Below are 20,113 nucleotides of genomic sequence, written 5' to 3'. Positions count from 1 at the left end.
ATTATTTAAAACTATTTCTATATATGTTTTCTATTTCCTGATATTCAAGCTGTTCAGGATGATTTTTAAGCTTTCCTTTATTTGAAAAAATAGCCTTAGAATATTCAACTATCTCTTCTTCTGTTACATCTATATGCACAGTAAACAGTTTATCAAATATCTGTTTTAATTCACTTAAGTCCTTCAATTTTAAAATAGAAAGCATCCTATTAAGCTTTTCTGTGTTTTTAAATGTTTTTAAGTATTCCACTGTAAGTACCCCATTTGCAAAGCCATGAGGAAGCCCTTTAAAATAAGTTAAAGGATAGCCCATGCCATGAGGCAGGGAAGTACCATTTTGTGAGATTTGTATTCCCCCCAAAGCTGATGCAAACATAACTTTATCCCTAAATTCCTTATTTAAATCTTTTTTTATAAGATTATCAAAGCATTCAGCAAAAAGCTCAAAGCCTTTTTCACCGTAAATGTCCGTCATAACTGTACTGTTAGAATTTAAATATCCTTCAACCAAATGAGTAAAAGCATCTACTGCAGTACTTACTGTTATATTGTATGGCAAATCATAAGTATATTTACTATCCAGAAAAGCTATCTCTGGATATACCTTCTGGCCAAGATTCTTTTTAGTTTTTTGTGCATTTACTGTAACAATACTGTAAGGTGTCACTTCAGAGCCTGTACCAGAAGTTGTAGCTACTGCTACTACAGGAATGTGTGTAAGTTTTCCAGAAGAGAACACATTATCTTTATTAATATTAGGGTTCTTAATAAATATAGCTATAGCCTTGGAAGCATCCATGGGAGAACCTCCGCCTATACCTATTACAAAATCTACTTTATTCTGAAGTCCAATTGCTGCAGCTTTTTCAATTGTCTCTAGAGATGGATTTTCCTCAACTTTATCAAAAATTGTATACTCAATCTTAACATCATTCAAAACTTGTATAACATCATCTAGGGAGCCATTTTTTTTAGATGAATGTTTCCCAGTAACTATCAAAGCTTTTGTTCCGATTTTTAATAGTTCTTCCTTATATTTTTTTACAGCATCCTGTTCAAAATGCATATGTACTGGCATATAATAATTAAATTTCATAAAAGCACTACCTTTCTTTTGCTAATATTTGTACCATGAGCTCACTTTATTGTTTTCTAATAAAATCATTTATATCTTTAACATATTCGTTAACCAGCAGCTCCTGATAAGCTGCCTTCTTTTTAGTCTTCAATAGATTAACTATGTTTTCAAGCTCACAGCTTTTCACATTATCAAGTTTTTTGAGCCTAGAATCAGCTAAACTCACTGATGATATAATTTTATTATACTCTTTTACTCCGTACCTCCACAATACAGCTTTTCCTCCATATCTCTGCTTTATCTTATCTGCCATTATAATTCCCTCAGGATCAAAATCTCCGGAATAATATATAGTCGAACCTGATTCTACAAGCTTGTCAAGTACTATAAGTGAAGCTAGTTTAAAATTTCCAAATGTACACATTATTGGTATCTTATCTTCTTTAAAATTATACAACACTTCACTAAAAACCGTTGGATTCTCAAATACATATACTCTCCGTAAGGGACTTATTATTTGATCTAGGCTGCTTAAATTCCAAATTGATACCTGAAGAGGTTCCCCCCTATCATAGAAGCCTCTCCAGCCAGGATGTTCAACACCACCGCTGTACGCAAGAAGACCGCTGCACAGTGTGAAATTAGAAACCTCGTCTCTTATTATGCCTGCTCTGTATAAAACTTCATTTAGCTGTTCAGCATTTGCTGGATATCTTTCCTTTAAGCTGTAGCAAATAGCATAAACAAGAAGAATTCCATTATCCGTGTTTATATCAAAACTATGAGGATTTTTAGTTATCATTGAAGACAGTAGTGCCAGTCTAACAACTTTGCCTTTATCAAAAGATAAGTAATTATATGCCCGACACACCTTATATAAATTATCCTTTAGTGATCTTTTGTCCTCATCATATTTCTGATTTAATATTCTATAACCACTTTCCTTTGTTTCTAAAACATATCTAAACCACTTTTCAGCTCTTGTATGTTGAAAAGCTGAAGCTATTTCGTTAAAATACGCATTTTTTTGCTGTTCATACTCAAATTTTTCTTCTTTTTTTGAAATAAGCTTTTCTCCAAAGTACCCTTGTAAAACCCTCTCAAAGTCTACTCCTTCAAATCTGGTTTCCTGCAGTGCATTAATAAATTTATCTACTTTGAAAGATATGCCCTTCCCGCTGCAGTCTTTTCTAAATAGCCCTGTCAGGGCTTCCTTTTCCTCTTCTTTCAGATTTTTTAATACTACAGTTCCGCCTAAGCTTCCTAAAGACTTATATTTTTTTCTGATGCCCTCAAGTGTTCTTTTAAAACCAGCAGTGTTTTTAAAATATTTTATACATTCTTCAGTTAATCTATCATCCATAAATTCACACCGCCAAGCTTTTAACCTTTCCATTCCAGTTATATCTTATTACTGTGACAAAATCTGCATTATCAGGTCTTATAAGCTCACAGATTGCAAGGGCAGGTACCGTAGAATAATCCCCCCATAATATCTGCGAGTTAATTATATAGTCAAGGCCCAATTCACCAAGCAGCCTGAACATATCTGAAATATTCTTTTCATCTACACCAGCAAAGGCTTCATCCAATGATATTATTCTCGGACAATCTTTTCTGGCACCTTCATACCTTGCAAAAACTGCTGAGAAAAGAGGTACATACATCGCCATGGCCTTTTCACCGCCGGAGAATTGAAAAAATGCATTATTAGTAAGTTCCTTTTTATTTTGCCCTGTCTTTATAAAGTACAACTTAAACTCAAACCACTTCCTGTAATCTAGAATCTCCTTCATTATTGTGTGGAACGTTTGGCTCTGACCTTTATCCTCCATACTTCTTCTAGCCTGAGCAATCTTTGAACGAAAATGTTCTGAAAGTTTGTTTAAGTCCTCTTCCTTCATAAGGCTTCCATCCTGCTTCAATAACTCCACTAATTCCTTAGTATCAAGCTGTTCTTCTGTCTCAGCCTTCTTGCTGCTCCATTTCAAACTGAATGAAAGACCACTGGAAGTATTCATAGCCTCCATAAGCTCATTCATCTTATTAACCCATTTCTCACTGTGAAAAATCTTTGCTCTTATCTTCTTACTTATATTTTTCACAAGAATATCCTCAAATAGCTGTCTATCACTCTCCTTAAGAAGCTTTTCTCCTTCTTCTATACCTTCTGTGATAAAATTCATAAGTTTGTAGAAGCTAACTTCTTTTCCTCTCACCTTTGCTATTATATCAAGCCTTCTTCTGTGGATTGCTGCTCTGCTTATATCTATATCTTCGCTGTCTTCTCCTGTAGTAAAGATATTATCGATTCTTACATTATTTTCTCTCAAATATTGATTATTTTCCTGAAACCTCTGATATAGAACGTTGACATAGTCTTCTCTATCCTTGCTATTTTTAGCCTGTAAATCAGCTTCTCTTATTACTCTCTTAGCCACTTTAAGAATATCTTTCTCTTCTTTCAGCTGCACTGAATACCCAAGTTCACATTCCTCTCTAAATATATCCCCATAATAATTCGAAAGTTTTTCAAAATGCTCAAGTTCACTTTGAGCTCGCTGAAGATTTTCAAAGCTTCTATTTAATTTAGCCTTTTCATTTTCACTTTTTCTTACAGTTTGAATTTTTAGGTCAGGAATCTCCCTAAGCAGTTTTATGCAATTGTCAATCTCCTGCTTTATGGTTTCATAATCTGATATTGATAGCTGCTTTTTTAAATTATCTAAATTTATTTCAGCTTCTCTAAGCTTTCTATCTATGATGTTTATATCATAAAGCAGATTATCTATATCTTCTAGTATATCCTCCTTTTGCTGCTGCAATGAACTTAAGTTTACAGCAGTTTGAAATGCATCACGCTGCAGCTTCTCAAGTTCATATAGCAAATCCTTGTACTCTCTGGCAGCCTCTAATGCCTCTTCATAGGTTTCAAGATCTGCTTTCATGGGTAGATTATGCGTCAGCTCGTGTACTCTCTCCTTTAACTTTTTAAGTTCTTCATATATCTTTCTTTCCTTCTCAGATTTGCTCGTAACCTCATTACCGCTCATATCATAATTGAACTGTGCTTCTTTAACTTCTGAAGCAGCAACCATAATATCCTTTTGGGAAGGTATGCTTGTAAATTCCTGTTTCAAAGTTTCCAATCTGCTTTGTATTTTTGCTATCTTTCCATCACATGCTGTGATTTTTTCTTCTATAGCAGTTAATTCCTCTGAGAGTTTTTTTATCTGCTCCTCTCTATATTTCTGCCTTGCAGCTGTTCCAATAAACTTTGGAACATAATCCTTAGTAACCTTTCCCCTAAGTATTCCTATACTGTAATCACCTTTTTCATTTATATAGACGCTGTCACTGCTTTCATCAATAAGTATGCTCTTTAAAACATTATCTATATCTTCCGCAGTTATTTGGGATTCCTTTATAGACTCAGCTTTTAATATTTCAGAAAGATCATGCATTAGAAATTTTGGAGCTGGAAATAAATATCTATCAGCACCCTCCGTATCTAAGGCGATAACTCTCTTTCTACAGCTTTCAGGTATTATAAGTGCATCCAAAAGCCCCATATCGAGAAGCGCCTCTTCAATTTTTCCCTTTACAGCCTCTGAAATTCCCTCACAAAAATCCACAGCTTTATAAAACGGAAGGAATGGAATATTTTCTTTAGACAATCTTTCTCTATTAATGTTGACTTTAGCCTCTCTTACTGGTTCTGGATCTTTTTTAGTTTTCCACTCAGCTATCTCTTTTCTTTTTTCTTCCGCTGACTTTATTACTTCTGCTCTCTCTCCTTTAGCAGCATACAGCTCTTCGCTCAGCGCTGCCTGAAAATCGTTATACTCTTTTCTTACATGCACAAGCACCTCTTCAAAACTCTTGCTGTGATCGAAGCTGTTCACTTCCCTTGAAGCTTTTACAATAGCTTCATCAGAAAGCCTCAATTCCTTATTTTCTTTCCTCCAGCCATACAGCTTTTCTATATACTCGCTTCTTGTTTCTGTTAATAATAACTGTGCCTGCTCTAGCACTCTTTCTTTTTCCTCTCGCTGCATTTTACTCTTTTCAAGTTCCGAAACAGCAACATCATATTCCCTATTCTTTCTGCTTTCCTCTTCGAGCGTTTTTAAAGCTGCTTCAATAGCCTTAGTGTATTTATTGAGAGTTTCTTTAACATAAGAAAAACTGTACTCCTTTGTGTAATCTTTGGCCAGTTCATCCTTTAAAAAACCCTGTTCATCAAAATTAAAATCATCAGCTGCTGCATCCATGTCCTCTATTTTTTCCTGAAGCTTATGGATAACTATTTCTTTTTTATCTTCAGCATGCTTTATGCTGTCATCGATATCAACTTCACTTTGGCGTTTCTTTTTGAGTTGATTATTTTTATCTTCCTTTTCCTTCTTAAAGCCAACTATATCCTCTTCCAAAGAGACCATATTCTCTCTTATTCTTACACTGTCATGCTTATCCAGTTCTCTCTTTTTTTCTTCTGTAGTCTTAAGCCTAATATCTAAATTTTTTAGCTGCTCTTCAGCTTCATTAAAGGCTTCCTCTGCTCTCAGCTTCTCCTGTTCACAGCTCTGCTTTTCTTTCTTCAGGCTTAAAACCTTATCGCTGTTTTCTAAAAACAATCTTGCTTTATTATTTATTATGAAGGTATTGTATTTATCGAAAGCTCCTCTTATCTTTTCAGCAGCCCTTTTGCTCTCACTTAACTGCTCTAGCCTGCTCTTGATGTTATCCATATTTTCAATGGCCTCAGACATAGGTCTTAAATCATCCTCAGAAAGTGGCTGCAGTGAATTTTCCATTATCTCGTAAACAACTGTAGGCTTAAATTCCTTCGATAGCTTTGGAGTTCTAAGCTGCACTAAAAGCTTCACTAGCTCGTCATATTCGTCTATATCATCAAAACCGAATAGCAGATCATTCACTAGTTTCATATAATCTCTCTGGCCTTCTCTAACCTGGCCACCGCCGCCAATCCTATTTTCAAGTTCCTTCATAGTAAGCGGAAGTTTTTCACCAACGTTTTTATATAAAAAGAAATCCTTTCCTACCCTTCTGCCATCAGTTATAGCAAAGCCCCAGGACTTGATGGATTTTCCCCTTACAGCTCTAAAACCCATTCCTATAGTTATATAATTTTCCGTCTCTTTCTTCTTGAATTCAATATATAAATATCCAAGAGATTCATCCTTTCCGCTGTCCTCATCGCCCAAAAGATAATTTTCTATCTTTCTAGCTCTGGAACCAAAAGGATCGAGTCTTTCAGGATTCTTATTACCATCCAGCAAAAGAGGAATAAAGCTCTGCATTGTTACAGATTTTCCTGAACCATTTGAACCTCTTAGCAGCAGTTTTCCATCTGCAAAATTGAATTCTTCTTCATCATAATACCAAAAGTTAACAAGACCAGCCCTGTTCATTATCCATTTATTATTCTCCATCTTAAGCACCTCCTTTATCAATAGCCGCCTCAGCAAAGTCCTGCGGATACGTTCCTATAACCTTGCCTACCAGTGGGAAAAATTTTATTTCTCTGCCGTCCTTTAGTATTTCAAGCATATTGAAACCCTTCATATAGCTAATTATTTCTTCTTCTAGTACACTGAGAGACATATCTCTGTATTCCTTGCTCCAGCCATAACTGTATTCGCTTTTAAGTATTTCCACAAGATTGTCAAAATAAGCTCTTGAAACTACGGCACTGTCATAAGCATCTAAAATAAGTTCCTTATTCTTAATATACTCTGTAATAAGTGAGCTGAAAAGCAATACCACATCACTTATAGCCTTTCCACACGGAAAAGTGTCCTTTAAATATTTATCATCATTTAAAACTACCAATGCACCATTTCTATGTACATGTAAATCATAACCTAGAAAAGCCTCTAAGTCATTTGCAATCATGCTTCGCTGCTTTTTTATATAATCGTAATCAGCATCCTCACTGCCTTCGTTATATACCACAGGAGACATTAAAAGTCTTCTATACACTCGATGCCTTCTTACTATTCCCCTATCGGTGTCAGCTTCTCCCCACTCTTCATTTTCAATCTCTCTGTACGAAGTATAATTTAATATGCTGGTGGTAAAATTTCTGACTAAATATCTGGAAAGACCTGTACTTTCATATAGAACTTCTGTTTCTGCACTGCTTACAAAGTCTTTTTCCTCTCCATCATCCACACTTATGATACCTATATCAGCAGCAAATCTCAATACCTTAATCAAATGTCTTCTATGTCTATATAGTGTCCAATCCACTTTCTCTTCACCATCATAATTTCCCTGAATAAATTCAGTTACCTGAGAAAGCACAAACTGTTCATCCTTTCCTTTATCCTCCAGAAACATTAAAAGAATGCATAGAAAGGCATACTCCATAATATTCTCGAATTCACTTATTCCCATCCATTCTTCAGCTTTACCTGGAAGTTTTTCTAATTTTATAACGTCTGGATTGATAATGATTGAATATCCCAGCTTTTCAGAAAGAAAGTTTCTAAAGGCAGGTATGCTGTCCTTAATGCTGTAATATAGTTCTTTATCACGTTCCTTCGGTATCCAGTAGTTTTCTAATAAGTATTCCAGTTCTTTCATCCTATCACTCTCTCAAATCTTAAAATATATGCTGGCATTTCTAACGTACCATCTGAACATTTAAGACAGCATTTATCATTTTTATCTGTGGGGCTTTCTATCTTATAGATTCTTCCATCCTCGGTCTTTCCTCTATGGTCAGCTGAGTTCATTCCCTTAGTAAGCCATCTAAGTAAAGTCGTCCTTACACTTGCATCTATTTCCGGCAGCTTAGAAAAATCTATAATACCTTCTACTATATAGCTATCCATAATTTTGCGTTCTTCTTCTCTCTGCTTTATAACCCTGCTTAGCATTTCGCTTTTTCTCTTTTCGTTGCTTATTATAGGATTTCTGCTGGTTTTTTCTCTGTATGTCCTTATCCTCGGCTTAATCTTTTTAACAGTAGGACTTTCCTCAAAGATTCCGCTGTTTATGCTTTCAGTTTCTCTTATTGTCTCACCTTTAATATGCTTCATATTAAATATGCCAAATGCAAGACTGGAAAGTTTATTAGCTTCACCAATAGAATCACATTTTAAAAATAGTTCACAGAGCTTTTTATACTCTTCCTTTCTGTTTGCAGCACTGTTTCTGCTTTCCGCTATCTGTGAGGCAAATCTAGTTATCTTCCTGATTATTTCATTAGTAATATTCAGAAGTTTAGAGGCTTCACTTTCAGCACTTCCGCTGCCTAAAAACCATTCACTTAAGTTCTCCCAGCGCCCATAAATATTATCCCTGATAACCTTCTCTGAAATTTCTAAATCTATTCTAGGTATTGACTGTTCATACTCCACTGCCTTTTCCAAAACCGTCGTAACCTTTTCTTCGGAAAGATTTCTCAATATATACTCTATTGCATTTGAATTATATTGGAGTCCCTTTATAAAATCCCTAAGATAATCAATAAACTTATCTTTAAATACAAGAAATTCTCTGGTCTTCATCATCTCTTCTGCTTTTAAACTGTATAAATCACGTATATAATCCTGATAATTCTGATTCAGTCTTTTAAAATCATTGTTTAAAGAACTCCACCAGCTGCCAACTTCCTTTGCGTCAGTATCGTACATATCGGCAACCTTTCTAAGCTCCTCTCTTATCCTTTCAAGTAAAGAAGGCTCAAGAGAAGCACTCTCTACAAATAAGTTTTCTAATTTTAGCGTTAAACGCTCTATCTCAACACTATATTCTGAAAGCTGATATCTGAATTGCTTGTTTTTGAATTCCTCCACTGTAGCTACCTTAGCGGTGTCTTGAATTGCCAAAAGATTTCTCCAAGAAATGAGCACATCTAAATCCTGTTTACACTGATCCATGGTATATTCACTAAATTCTTCATGCTTTTTTAATTCATCATAAATTTCTTCTTTGTACATCCAGTACTTCATCTTTTCATACTGAAAATAAAAATATCTTAAGATAGTTCGATATCTCCATGCATTGTCTGCTGTAACATAACGCATCTCATCTATCTGCTTTGTAAGCTTACTGGTTATTTCCACTTGATATCACCTGTTATTCATATTTATATAAACTTTGTTTTAATATAAGACGAACTAAATACTCTAGATGGAATAGTTGAGAGAATCAGAAATTCTGAACAACAGAATTTCTTCCTTCACTTTTCTCTCTACTCTTTTCTCTTTTCACTCTTACTTTTCTCTTTACATTGTGCCATACCACTCTCGTAAAATCAACATTAGATTATTTTCGCCACTTTTTGTATTCTTATGCAACAAAAGGCTGCTATTTCATAAGAACAGCAGCTTAAAATCCAATCTTACACATTTGCAATATACTTTTTTACATCATCCATATTTCTAAATTCATCAATATCGTCAATTATTATTTCCAAAGTAGCAGCATCTAATTTTTGAATTCCCTTTCGTAAATCCTCACTAAGAATTCCAAATTTTTTGACAAGCAGCTTAGTTAATGTTCTAGCTAGTGCTCTTGTTTCTCCTAACTCAAGTCCTTCTTCTCTTCCTTCTTCTCTTCCTTCTTCTCTTCCTTTTTCGTAAGGCTCTTTATATAGCGCTGAAGACATATAAATCTCCTCCTTTACAAAATCTTCATAATCACTGGTTTGATAGAGTTTTTTTAGGCATTCAACTGTTAAAAAATAGTAATCCGTATCTTCCAATTGCTCAACCACTGATAAGCATTCTAATATATGCTCCTTTTCTGTTTCACTATCATGTTTCATAAATACTCTAAGTGGATATAAAACTTTATTCTTTTGCTTTAATATTTCGTTTTTATCTATATCATAAGCCTTTACAACATTATATCTATAATTCATAACTTCTAATCCCTGAACTGTACTTTTAAAAGTACCTACGATATTTCTAACGCTCTCTGGTTTTTTCAAAACAACAAGCACTTGATAGATAGGTAAATCATTATGCCATTTTATATACGTATAATATCTAAGCATTCGCTTCATCATTTCAGCGTTACTTTTATAATTTGTTTCAAACTCTATATGAAGAATAAAGCTTTCTTTATCCATATTAACTCTAGCTAAAAAATCCATTTCTCGCATATCAGGTATAGATAACTTTGTATGTTCTAGATTAATTTCATCAGCCTCTTTGACAACAGGTAAAATAAATTCTGCTATACCTTTATAATCTTTTTTCTGCAATATCCTTATAGTTTCATCATATGTCTGAGGTCTAGTTTCATAAGCCATTTTCCAGCGTCACCACCTACTTTTATTATATCATAAAACATACATTTTAACTCCTAAATATGCATATCAATGTGCTAAAATTTATAGAAAAACAGCTTATGGCAAGGCTTAATTTTTTTTTAATCTTGCCCATAAGCTGTTTTCTATTTGCTGTTTATTTCGTCAAATCAATTATTCTATCAAATATACTTTTATTTTTGTTTATTTCATTTCTGCTGCCCTGCACACAGAAGACATTTTTATTAATAACCGCCTGAACCATATCTGCCATACTATTTATGTCCGAATCCTTTGTATTTAAAATTTCATGCCACTCCTTCTGATAGTCAGCTTCTGTTTTACCCATAACTAAATTTTGCTGATAATTTCTTGCCGTTCTAACTTCAGAATCAGGATACATAACTGATTTTATTGCTGCAATTTTATATTTCATCATTTCATCACTGTTTGCCTTAAAGTTTTTTAAATAATTAGGCAGCGTATCAAATATTTTAAAGGACATATTAATATCAGATATTCTTGCACTGCTAAAGCTCATATTTCCATCTGCATCTATATTTGAATTTCCTCCATATGCTCCGTTGCTGCGGTTTTCATTATTGAGATATTTATCCATTATGCTGTTTAAAACCTGCATGCCTCCGCTATAATTGAAACCAAGCTTTTTAAAATTGTACCCTTTATTTACGCTTACAGTACTGCCTGAGCCAGTGACAAAGGCTTCATTTTTTACAGAATCGTCAAAAGAATACTTTGCCGATGAATATTTCTGTGCTTTCATATTATTTAAAAAGTTTGCCAATTTCTTTTTAAAACCCTCATAGCCTTGCTTAGTTCCTACAAAACCTGTAATAAGATTGTTTTTGTTGAATACTTCATTGTATACCTGCTGAAGATTTTTTTGAATTTCGCTCCAATTTGAATCAAAATTATTATAGAGCTTATTAAGAAGATTGTATTCAGCATATCCATTCAAATTATCCTCGTATGCATCCTGAGGTGAAAAATAAGATTTGAACCTGTAATAGGTTGCATTAGTTGATTGTAAGGTACCTTCCATACATTCCTTTATTTTATCTTTATCTTGTAAATTTGAGCTAGTTATTATATCTCTTAACAGTTCCAGTGACCTCCCTATATTGTTTCCAGAAGTAGCTATGCTTGCCTCTATCTTAGGAGAATATTCTGATGCTGAATCAAACCTTCCAAAACCATTCGCAAAAAAATCAATATTTCCATAGGTAGCATCGTTACTACCGTCTACTGAATTATATTTATCATATATTTTGCTGTCACCTTCATTTAAAATATTACATAGAAGATTTATATAAGGTATCTTATCCTGATCAACCATTGAAGTATCAAAATAGAAATAGCTGTAATCAGATTTACCTGTATCTACAGGTGTAAACATAACTTTCGTTCCAGCTATATTGCTTGTATCTATTTTAGGAATCTTTAATTTTAACTCCGAAGTCTTCAATACTGGTAATGTCGAAAGAGCTTTCTCAGAGTTTGCCTTTACCTGCCATTTTTCCAAGTTTTCTTCATTTTGCTCAAGCTGATTAAATTGTTTTTTTGAAAGCGTTGATGCATCGACTGTACCTTTATCCTTTTCTCCAACTTTCCCCTTTAATGTAACAACTGAACTCCATTTATTATTTATCAGATACTTCTTAATTAAACCTTCAAAATATCTTTCTTTAAGTTCCCTCTTTAAAACATTAATAGTTTCATTTTGATCCAGATACATTGCAGGATCTCCATCGTGCAACCAGGACTGAAATACTTCAAACATGCATGTATTAATTCCGTTGTTAACATCTAATTCACTATTGCTATATGAGGTTTTATAGTCCCGTATCCAAGTTTTAATCTCATTCTTATTTATCCCTTTTTTTACAATACTTTTTAAAGCATCAGTTATTACCTGCTTAAATAATTGCTTCTTATTTTCATTAGTTTCACCAGATTGAAAGCTAAAAAAAGTTTGTTTACTGATATCATACATTCCAGAACAATCCTCGTCCAAAGTTATTCCCTTATGCGCTAACGCTTTACTAACTACCTTGGTAATAATAGGTCCCATTATATCAAAAGAATTTGTTATTTTAGTATCTGTAATTTTCCCTATTTCAAAATTTTCCGATAAATAGGTGCTGTTTTTATCAGCCTCTTCTTTATCTAAGTTATAATAATAGGTCTTATTTACAGGTTTTTTAAATGGTTTCTGACTAGGTATTTTGATATTAGTTTTATCTTTCTTAAATTTGCTTAAATAATTGTTATTAATATATTTAAGCATCTTGTTTATATTGAGTTTACCATAAAGGTATATATAGCTATTGGAAGGTTTATAATATTTTTCATAGTTACTTACTACCTCTTTATATGTAACATTGGGTATATCTTCATGTGTTCCGCCTGACACAAATTTATATGGTGTATCTGGCAGTAAAGATTCAAAACATTTATCTGTTAACGTATCTAAAGGGTTGTCCTCACCAATCTCATCATATACAACTCCTGTATAATTTGCCTTAGTCTTATCTGCATTTAACTTATATCTTCCTCCCTCCTGAAGGAAAATATTTTTATTATGAAGAAAATCAGGATGAAAAACTCCATCTAATATAATATCCATATTATTCATATAATCCGTTTCATTAGAAGTTTCAATATAATAAGTGGTATGATCGCTTGCGGTGGAAGCATTTGCCATTGAAGAGAGCGATTGCTTCTGCATGTTCATGAACGCATTATTTACATGATACTTTTTTGAACCATCCAAAATGCTGTGTTCAATAATATGATTAACACCCGTATTATCTGAAGGCAGAGTTCTAAAACCTATAGAAAATGTCATATTAGGATCACTGTTTTTCAAATATACGAGCTTTGCACCACTCTTAATATGCTCATATTGCATAACTGTCGTATTTATACTGCTTACATACGTTTTCTTAATTAACTTGAACCCGTACTTCATGTTTCTGCTGTTTGAAGCATTAACTTTAAGCGGAACCAGGCTTACACACTGTAATGCTAAAGCTGCCGCTAATACAAAAACTCCTTTTCTTTTTATTAATTTCATTTGTTCTTCCCCCTTTAAATGTGTAATTGTAATTTTCATTACATAAGAAATTGTGTTTTATTTAAATATAAGACGAACTAAATGCACAGGACGGAATAGTTAAGAGAAAGTGCATTAAATAGGTATGAGAGTTAAGAGTAAAGAGACAAGAGAAAAGTGAAGGTTAAAATTCAGCTATGCTGAATTTTGATTGTATAGATAATCCTAATTATTTTGATAATCCTTTTGTAATACTAGGTATAGTCTTAGTTTTTAAAAAGTTGTCGCGGATAATCAGATTTAAATTCTCAGAAATTCTGCGCAGCAGAATTTCTTCCTTCACTTTTCTCTCTACTCTTTTCTCTTATCTCTTATCTATTTAAGGCATACACTAACTACTTAATATTATCTTCATTTAATTCACTTTCTTGGTTCGCAATATATGAATAAGCACTTCACTTGTTAATACTCCAGACTTGCAATTTCATTACACACATTTTAAAAAATTTTCATAAAAAGAATAGAAAGTGATTTTCGTCAGCTCAAAAATGCCTCTGGCCATCACTTCCTAATATTTTTTATTCCAATGCGTCAATAATCTTTTGAAACATAATTTTTTCCTTATCAATTTTTTTCTTATCTCCTGCTACTAAAAATACGTTTTGATTAATAACCTTATCAACCATCCTAGACATTCTATTTATATCTTCCGAACTAGTGTTTAAGATATCTTTAAGCTCTTTTTCATAATCTCTTCGGGTTTTTCCTCTAACTGCTTGATCTTGATATCTAATAGCGGTACCAACTTGAGAATCAGGTATTTGAAGATTCTTAATCGCCCCTATCTTATATTTCATCATCTCATTACTATCTGCATTAAACTTTTTAACATAAGATGAAACACTATCAAATATCTTTACAGATTTCTGAATATCTAACATTCTATTAGTCATAAAGTACACATTACCATCCTGATTTATATATGTATTTCCTCCGTAACCGCCTCGCGTACGTACTTCATTGGTCATATACCTATCAGTAATAGCATTTAATACCTGAAAGCTTCCATTATATTGATAACCAAGTTTTCTGTAATTATATCCCTTGATCATATCATTTATAATGTTGCTGTTCAGAGTAAATGCCTCATTCTTTAAGTTATCATCAAAGGAATACCTTACAGGGACATGATCTATTGATTTGATTCCTTTTAAAAAATTTTGAATACTTTTGTTGAAATTCTCAAACTCATCTTCAGTGCCTACAAAACCTATTATCAAATTATCTTTACGGAATACATCATCATATACCTTCTCTAAATTCTTTTGAATTTCATTCCAATTAGTATCAAATTTATCATTACGAGCTTTTAGAAATTTATAATTTTCGTATCCAGCTAAACAATCTATATAACTATCTTTTGGAGAAAGATAGGCTAAAAATCTATAATAAGGTGTATAAATCTTAGCAGTCAGCTCCGCAGCTTTCATAAAATCCTTAATCTTATTCTTTTCTTCAAAATTAGGCTTAGTAATTATTTCCTTTAATAATTCCAAAGATCTAGCTATATTGTTTTTATGAGCCGGTATAAAAGCAGTTACTTTCGGTGAATATTCTGAAACTGAGTTAAATTTTCCATAAGCACCAGCAGTAAATTGTATTTTCCCATATGTAGAATCGTCGCTGCCATCCGCAGAGTTATATTTATCATATATTGTGTTACTGTTATCATTTAGAATATCGCACATAAGATTTATATAAGGTATCTTATCCTGCTCCACGAATGAACTGTCAAAATATACATTATAATAACACGCATCACTTGTATCAACTGGTGTATATAAAATTTTCACACCATTAGTAACACTGGTTTTTATTTTAGGTAATTGAACCCTGATATCAGATACATTTAACACTGGAAGCTTTGAAAGAGCTTTTTCACAACCTGCTTCCTGCTGCCATTTTTTTAAATTCTTTTCATGCTGAATGATTCTATTAAGTTGGCTTTTAGGTAATTTTTTTACTTTTATAGTACCTTTATCATCAAATTTACTCGCTGATTTAGCTTTTAAAGTCACAAATGACCTATTATTATTGTCTATTAAGTATTTTTTAATAAGCTTCTCAAGATATCTCTCCTTTAATTCTCTCTTTAAAACCTTAATATATTTGTCTGCATCTAGGTACATTGCAGGATCTCCATCATGCATCCATGCTCTAATAACATTTATGCGCATCATCTCACTGCCATTTTGCACCTGTAACCGCTCTACATTTTTGTAAGTTTCATAATTTTGTATAAGATGCTTTATATCTTCTCTATCAATCCCATTATTAACTGCAGCTGCTAAGGTATCCTCTATCGCAGTTTTGAAATCTGGCCTTTTATTTGCATTAGTAGGGCCGCTGGTAATATAAAAAAGCGGTTGATTAAAGGTTGAAAGCAATCCATAATCTCCAACAGTTAATCCTTTCTGTTCAAATGCATTATTAAATAATGGCATAAGTAAGTTTATAATAACCTCAAAGCTGTTCATTGCTTCAGCGTCTGTTGCTCTGCTAATAACAAAATTTTGTGAAAAATAAGCATCTTTCTTATCAGCGTGACAGCTACTGTTATAATAATAAGTCTTATCTACTGGCTCTTTAAAGGGTTTCTGTATAGGTATTTTGATTTGAGTTCTATCCTTATGAAATTTACATAGATAACTAGTATCTATGTATTTAAGTACTTTATCAATATTTAAATCACCATACAAATAAATATAGCTATTGGAAGGTTTATAAAACTTTCTATAAGTTTTAACCGCCTTTTCATAACTTAAATTAGGTATATCCTGCTGTCTTCCTCCTTGATCCCACTTATATACAGTTTGGGGAAGCACTGATCTTATTGATTTATACAATAATATATCTTCAGGCTGAATACCTCCAACCTCACCATACACTACTCCGCTGTAAACAGCCTTGGACTTATCTGAATTCAGCTCATAGTGTCCTCCTTCTTGAAAAAATATGTTACGATTAGCGAGAAAACTTGGATAAAAAACCCCATCCAGTATTACATCCATAAAATTCATATAATCTGCATCATTTGCTGTTTGAACATAATAAGATGTATTATCTAAATCAGTTGAACCATTTGCATTTGAACATAAAGATTGATTTGACATGTTTATTAAAGCGTTATTTACTGGATACTTTCTAGAACCATCTAAAACACAATGTTCAATTATATGATTTATCCCAGTATTATCACAGGGTAATGTACGAAAGCTTATAGAAAATGTCTTGTTGGGATCGTTATTTTTAAGATACACAAGCTTTGCACCGCTCTTAAGATGGACATACTGCATAACTGTAGTATCTATGCTTTTCACATAGGTTTTCTTAAGCAGCTTAAATCCGTATTCTACATTGCTAAAACTTAATGGTTTCGCTTGAACTGAAACTGGCACTAAATTAACATTTTGAAACATAAAAATAAATGCAAATACTAAAAATATATACTTCTTTAGGCTTTTCATCAGGAACGCTCCTTACATTAAAAAAACTTATTAATAACAGTTATATTGTAACCATTATTAATAAGTTCTATAAATGAAATGTCAAGTGCCAGGCACTTGACATTTGTAATGACTATTTAAGCAGGTTCTTTAATGCATCCGCATCTAATTCTATATTCGGATTAAATTCTCCAGACCTTACATATTTAAGAATGCTGTATAAAAGCTGTTTTCCTTCAGGTTTGTCAATTATTTTATCAAAATCACAGCTGCACACAAAAACTTTACCTTTATTAACCTTACATTCAAACATAAGTCCAAGCTTATGGTTTCTTTCAAAATTATCTATAGTCTGGACAATAGGTCTAAATTCTTTTGCAGTATCATCCATTATTACTGAACGAGAGTTAGTAACTATGTTCCACCACTGGTATGTAGAGTATTCTTCACTGTAGAAGTCTTTAAAAATAGGATGATTATTGTCTATTAAAAGTCCCATAGTTCCTACAGGTACTTCTTTGTTCATGCTTTCAGAAATAGACCTGAACATAGGATAGCACCAGAAATCTGTGCAATAGAATCCTTCTATTGAGTTCTTTAAATTCTCAAGCGTAGGAAGTAATACTACATTTTCTCCATTTTTCAAAAGTGTCTCAGCCTCTTTTGAAAGTTCATTAAATATATTAATACCTGTTTTATCTACAGATATATTCTTAGGATAAATCCATAAATCATAATATTTTTCAATATCTGTTCCATCAACTTCAAGTTGCAGCTTAAGTTTCTTCATTGAAGCTACATTAGGCATTGCTATTTCTATATCACCAATATCGATATAATTACTATTTTCAAGCTCTGAAACAGTAAGCTTTCCTTCTTTGTAGGTTTGCTCCTCGTCCTTTAATTTCCACAAAACGTTCAAATTCTTCAATGGTACATTTTTATAATAGCTTAATTCCACATGGGCTTTAAAATTTTCTCCAGCTGCATAATTATATTTTTCAAATCTCGCCATAAGTACAGCAGCTGAGCAGAAGGTTTTCCACTCTTTGTCGGATATAAGTCCTTTGGAGTCCATGAATGCATCTAATACACCAACTAAAGCTGTACCTTGACCAGCAAAGTCTTGAAGATCAAGAATCTGAAAACCAGCCATCTTTCTTGAACGGAAGGCAGCTTCAAGTTCCTCTTTATAACATGCCATAGCAAGCTTTCCTGAACAATTGAAATACTTTTCTGCCAGGTCTCCAAGTCCCTTTTTTTCTAGTCTTTCTTTAAAAATCTCAAAGTTTTTAGCTTTTATAGAACCTGTGTATTTTTTTATCTCGTTGAAATTTGGGAATGTTGCATACTGTCCAATTTCATGAGATACTACTGGCACCTTAGGTATTATATTTTCGTCATATTCTCCTGCACTAACTTTTTTAACGGTTGTTCCATATTGAATTTCAATAGTGTTCTCTGAGTTAGAAGAAGCTTTTCCATCTGAATTTATTTCTGCAGGATGTATATGTTCATCATAGTCTCTCAAAGTATTAGGCTCTCCAACTTGAACATGACCTAACGGAGCATCGCACATAGCATAAGATCCTCTTATAAGACGATTCTTAGCAAATCTTACTCCGCAGAAGAAATCCTCATTTTCTAAAATTACAGGACTAAACTGAAAATTATTAGATCCTTCTGTATATAGATGTCTGTTATCAAACTTCCTGTAACCACCTAGAATTTCATTAATTCTTTCTCTGCTTCCCCAAAGTTCATTTCCCATGGACATCATTACGAAAGAAGGATGATTGCCAAAGCTTTTAAGAATTCTGAAGCCTTCTTCAACTAAAAAACTCTGCTCTTTCTCATTATGATTTTCATCGGTTCTTGCAGTTACTGTTCCCCAAAATGGAAGCTCCGGCTCCATATATATTCCTAAAAGATCTGCAGCTTCAAAAGCAGCCTCTGGAGGGCAGCAGGTATGAAATCTATAATGATTTATTCCATAGGATTTTGAAATTTTTAAAACCTTCAGCCATTCCTCCACGGTAGTAGGTGCAAAACCTGTAAGTGGAAAAATAAGGCCATCATGTTTACCTCTTAAGAAGGTCTTCTCTCCGTTTATAGTAAATTTATCACCTTCTGCCTTAAACTCTCGAAGTCCAAATATAGTTTTATAAGTGTCTGCCACTTCACCATCTATTACAAGTTCCAATTTTACATTATATAAGTTAGGATTGTATTCACTCCAAAGTAAAGCCTTATCTGAAAGCTTATAGGTGATACTAATCTCATTTCCACTGAAATCAAATTTCTGTTCCTTCTCTATATAAGACTCTGCACTATTAAAGCTTTCCATGGATATTACAAAGCTTCCTCCATTAGCGCCAACCACATTAGCTTTCACAACAGCTGATTTATTCTTAACATCAGGATACAATTGAACATCTTTTAAATGGGCTCTGTTAAAAAACTGCAGCTCTATTCTGCCCGTAATACCATTCCAGTTCGTCTGAGTATCAGGTGAAGTTAAATGACCTCCCTTGGTAGGATAATCTGTGTTGTCAACCAGTATCTTAATAGTATGTTCTCCAGCTGATATGTATTTTGTAACATTATATATATGCGGTGTACATAAACTGCTTTCTGTTCCAACCCTCTCATCATCTATCCAAACTGTAGTAACACGAGTTCTTTCAAGATATAAGAAACAATTCTTTCCAGTAAACTCTGCTGAAACTTCTATTTTTTTCGAGAACCAAGCATAACCTTCAAACTTATATTCATCAGTTAAGCAGCCTATTTCTGCATTTTTGTTTTTTTTACCTTTTTTATAATAGGAAGTGGTTCCTGGTAATGTCATCGTATCGCTAAAAGGAAGTTTCAATCCGGCTTTCTCTTCATCTAATTGAAAATCCCAACTCCCGCTTAAATCTATACTTTTATACATATTAATTAGTCACCTCTTAATATCATTATACAAGCAAAATTCTATTTGTATTGTATGTTAATGTCAATATGACTATATTACGATGGATATGAATATATTAATATAAATAAAAGACGAACCAAGAAAGTGAATTAAATAAAGATAATATTAAGTAGTTAGTGTATGCTTTAAATAGGTAAGAGAAAAGAGTAAAGAGTAGAGAGAAAAGTGAAGGAAGAAATTCTGC

The 20,113-nt window shown here is 33.1% G+C and carries 9 protein-coding genes; all 9 read right to left on the bottom strand.

What is annotated here, in order from left to right:
- Position 1 precedes the first annotated feature (1 nt).
- The gene (locus tag CLORY_RS12570) at positions 2-1,096 is read right to left on the bottom strand and encodes an iron-containing alcohol dehydrogenase family protein (protein WP_079424949.1); all 1,095 of its coding nucleotides are present in this window, start codon (positions 1,094-1,096) and stop codon (positions 2-4) included.
- Positions 1,097-1,142: 46 nt separating this feature from the next.
- Positions 1,143-2,441 (bottom strand): TIGR02679 domain-containing protein, encoded by a 1,299-nt coding sequence (locus tag CLORY_RS12565; RefSeq protein ID WP_169911618.1) that lies wholly within the window; start codon positions 2,439-2,441, stop codon positions 1,143-1,145.
- Positions 2,442-2,445: 4 nt separating this feature from the next.
- Positions 2,446-6,534: a TIGR02680 family protein gene (locus CLORY_RS12560; protein ID WP_079424944.1), complete on the bottom strand. Its 4,089-nt coding sequence runs from the start codon at positions 6,532-6,534 to the stop codon at positions 2,446-2,448.
- A 1-nt stretch (position 6,535) separates the two neighbouring features.
- Complete coding sequence (locus tag CLORY_RS12555) at positions 6,536-7,690, bottom strand: TIGR02678 family protein (protein ID WP_079424942.1); 1,155 nt, start codon at positions 7,688-7,690, stop codon at positions 6,536-6,538.
- On the bottom strand, positions 7,687-9,177 hold the full coding sequence (locus CLORY_RS12550; RefSeq protein ID WP_242954408.1) for a TIGR02677 family protein: 1,491 nt from the start codon (positions 9,175-9,177) through the stop codon (positions 7,687-7,689). The genes CLORY_RS12555 and CLORY_RS12550 overlap by 4 nt, the downstream gene beginning before the upstream one ends.
- Before the next feature lie 278 nt (positions 9,178-9,455).
- Entirely contained in the window at positions 9,456-10,370 is a 915-nt protein-coding gene (locus CLORY_RS12545; RefSeq protein WP_079424940.1) for a DUF4351 domain-containing protein, read from the bottom strand.
- Between the two features lie 154 nt (positions 10,371-10,524).
- The gene (locus CLORY_RS12540; RefSeq protein WP_169911617.1) at positions 10,525-13,464 is read right to left on the bottom strand and encodes an insulinase family protein; all 2,940 of its coding nucleotides are present in this window, start codon (positions 13,462-13,464) and stop codon (positions 10,525-10,527) included.
- A gap of 557 nt (positions 13,465-14,021) precedes the next feature.
- On the bottom strand, positions 14,022-16,970 hold the full coding sequence (locus CLORY_RS12535; protein ID WP_079424936.1) for an insulinase family protein: 2,949 nt from the start codon (positions 16,968-16,970) through the stop codon (positions 14,022-14,024).
- 112 nt (positions 16,971-17,082) lie between these two features.
- Positions 17,083-19,887 carry a glycoside hydrolase family 2 TIM barrel-domain containing protein gene (locus CLORY_RS12530; RefSeq protein WP_079424934.1) on the bottom strand — a complete coding sequence of 935 codons (2,805 nt, stop codon included), beginning with the start codon at positions 19,885-19,887 and terminating at the stop codon, positions 17,083-17,085.
- Between the last annotated feature and the right edge of the window lie 226 nt (positions 19,888-20,113).

The sequence above is a fragment of the Clostridium oryzae genome (assembly GCF_002029235.1).
Taxonomy (GTDB): domain Bacteria; phylum Bacillota; class Clostridia; order Clostridiales; family Clostridiaceae; genus Clostridium_AE; species Clostridium_AE oryzae.
The sequence above is the reverse complement of the archived record's forward strand: the minus strand, read 5'-3'. Positions and strand labels throughout refer to the sequence as shown.

Bases quoted from the DNA above. Each gene is read 5' to 3' on its own strand.
- CLORY_RS12570 (WP_079424949.1), bottom strand. From the start codon at position 1,096: ATGAAATTTAATTATTATATGCCAGTACATATGCATTTTGAACAGGAT.
- CLORY_RS12565 (WP_169911618.1), bottom strand. From the start codon at position 2,441: ATGGATGATAGATTAACTGAAGAATGTATAAAATATTTTAAAAACACT.
- CLORY_RS12560 (WP_079424944.1), bottom strand. From the start codon at position 6,534: ATGGAGAATAATAAATGGATAATGAACAGGGCTGGTCTTGTTAACTTT.
- CLORY_RS12555 (WP_079424942.1), bottom strand. From the start codon at position 7,690: ATGAAAGAACTGGAATACTTATTAGAAAACTACTGGATACCGAAGGAA.
- CLORY_RS12545 (WP_079424940.1), bottom strand. From the start codon at position 10,370: ATGGCTTATGAAACTAGACCTCAGACATATGATGAAACTATAAGGATA.
- CLORY_RS12540 (WP_169911617.1), bottom strand. From the start codon at position 13,464: ATGAAATTAATAAAAAGAAAAGGAGTTTTTGTATTAGCGGCAGCTTTA.
- CLORY_RS12535 (WP_079424936.1), bottom strand. From the start codon at position 16,970: ATGAAAAGCCTAAAGAAGTATATATTTTTAGTATTTGCATTTATTTTT.
- CLORY_RS12530 (WP_079424934.1), bottom strand. From the start codon at position 19,887: ATGTATAAAAGTATAGATTTAAGCGGGAGTTGGGATTTTCAATTAGAT.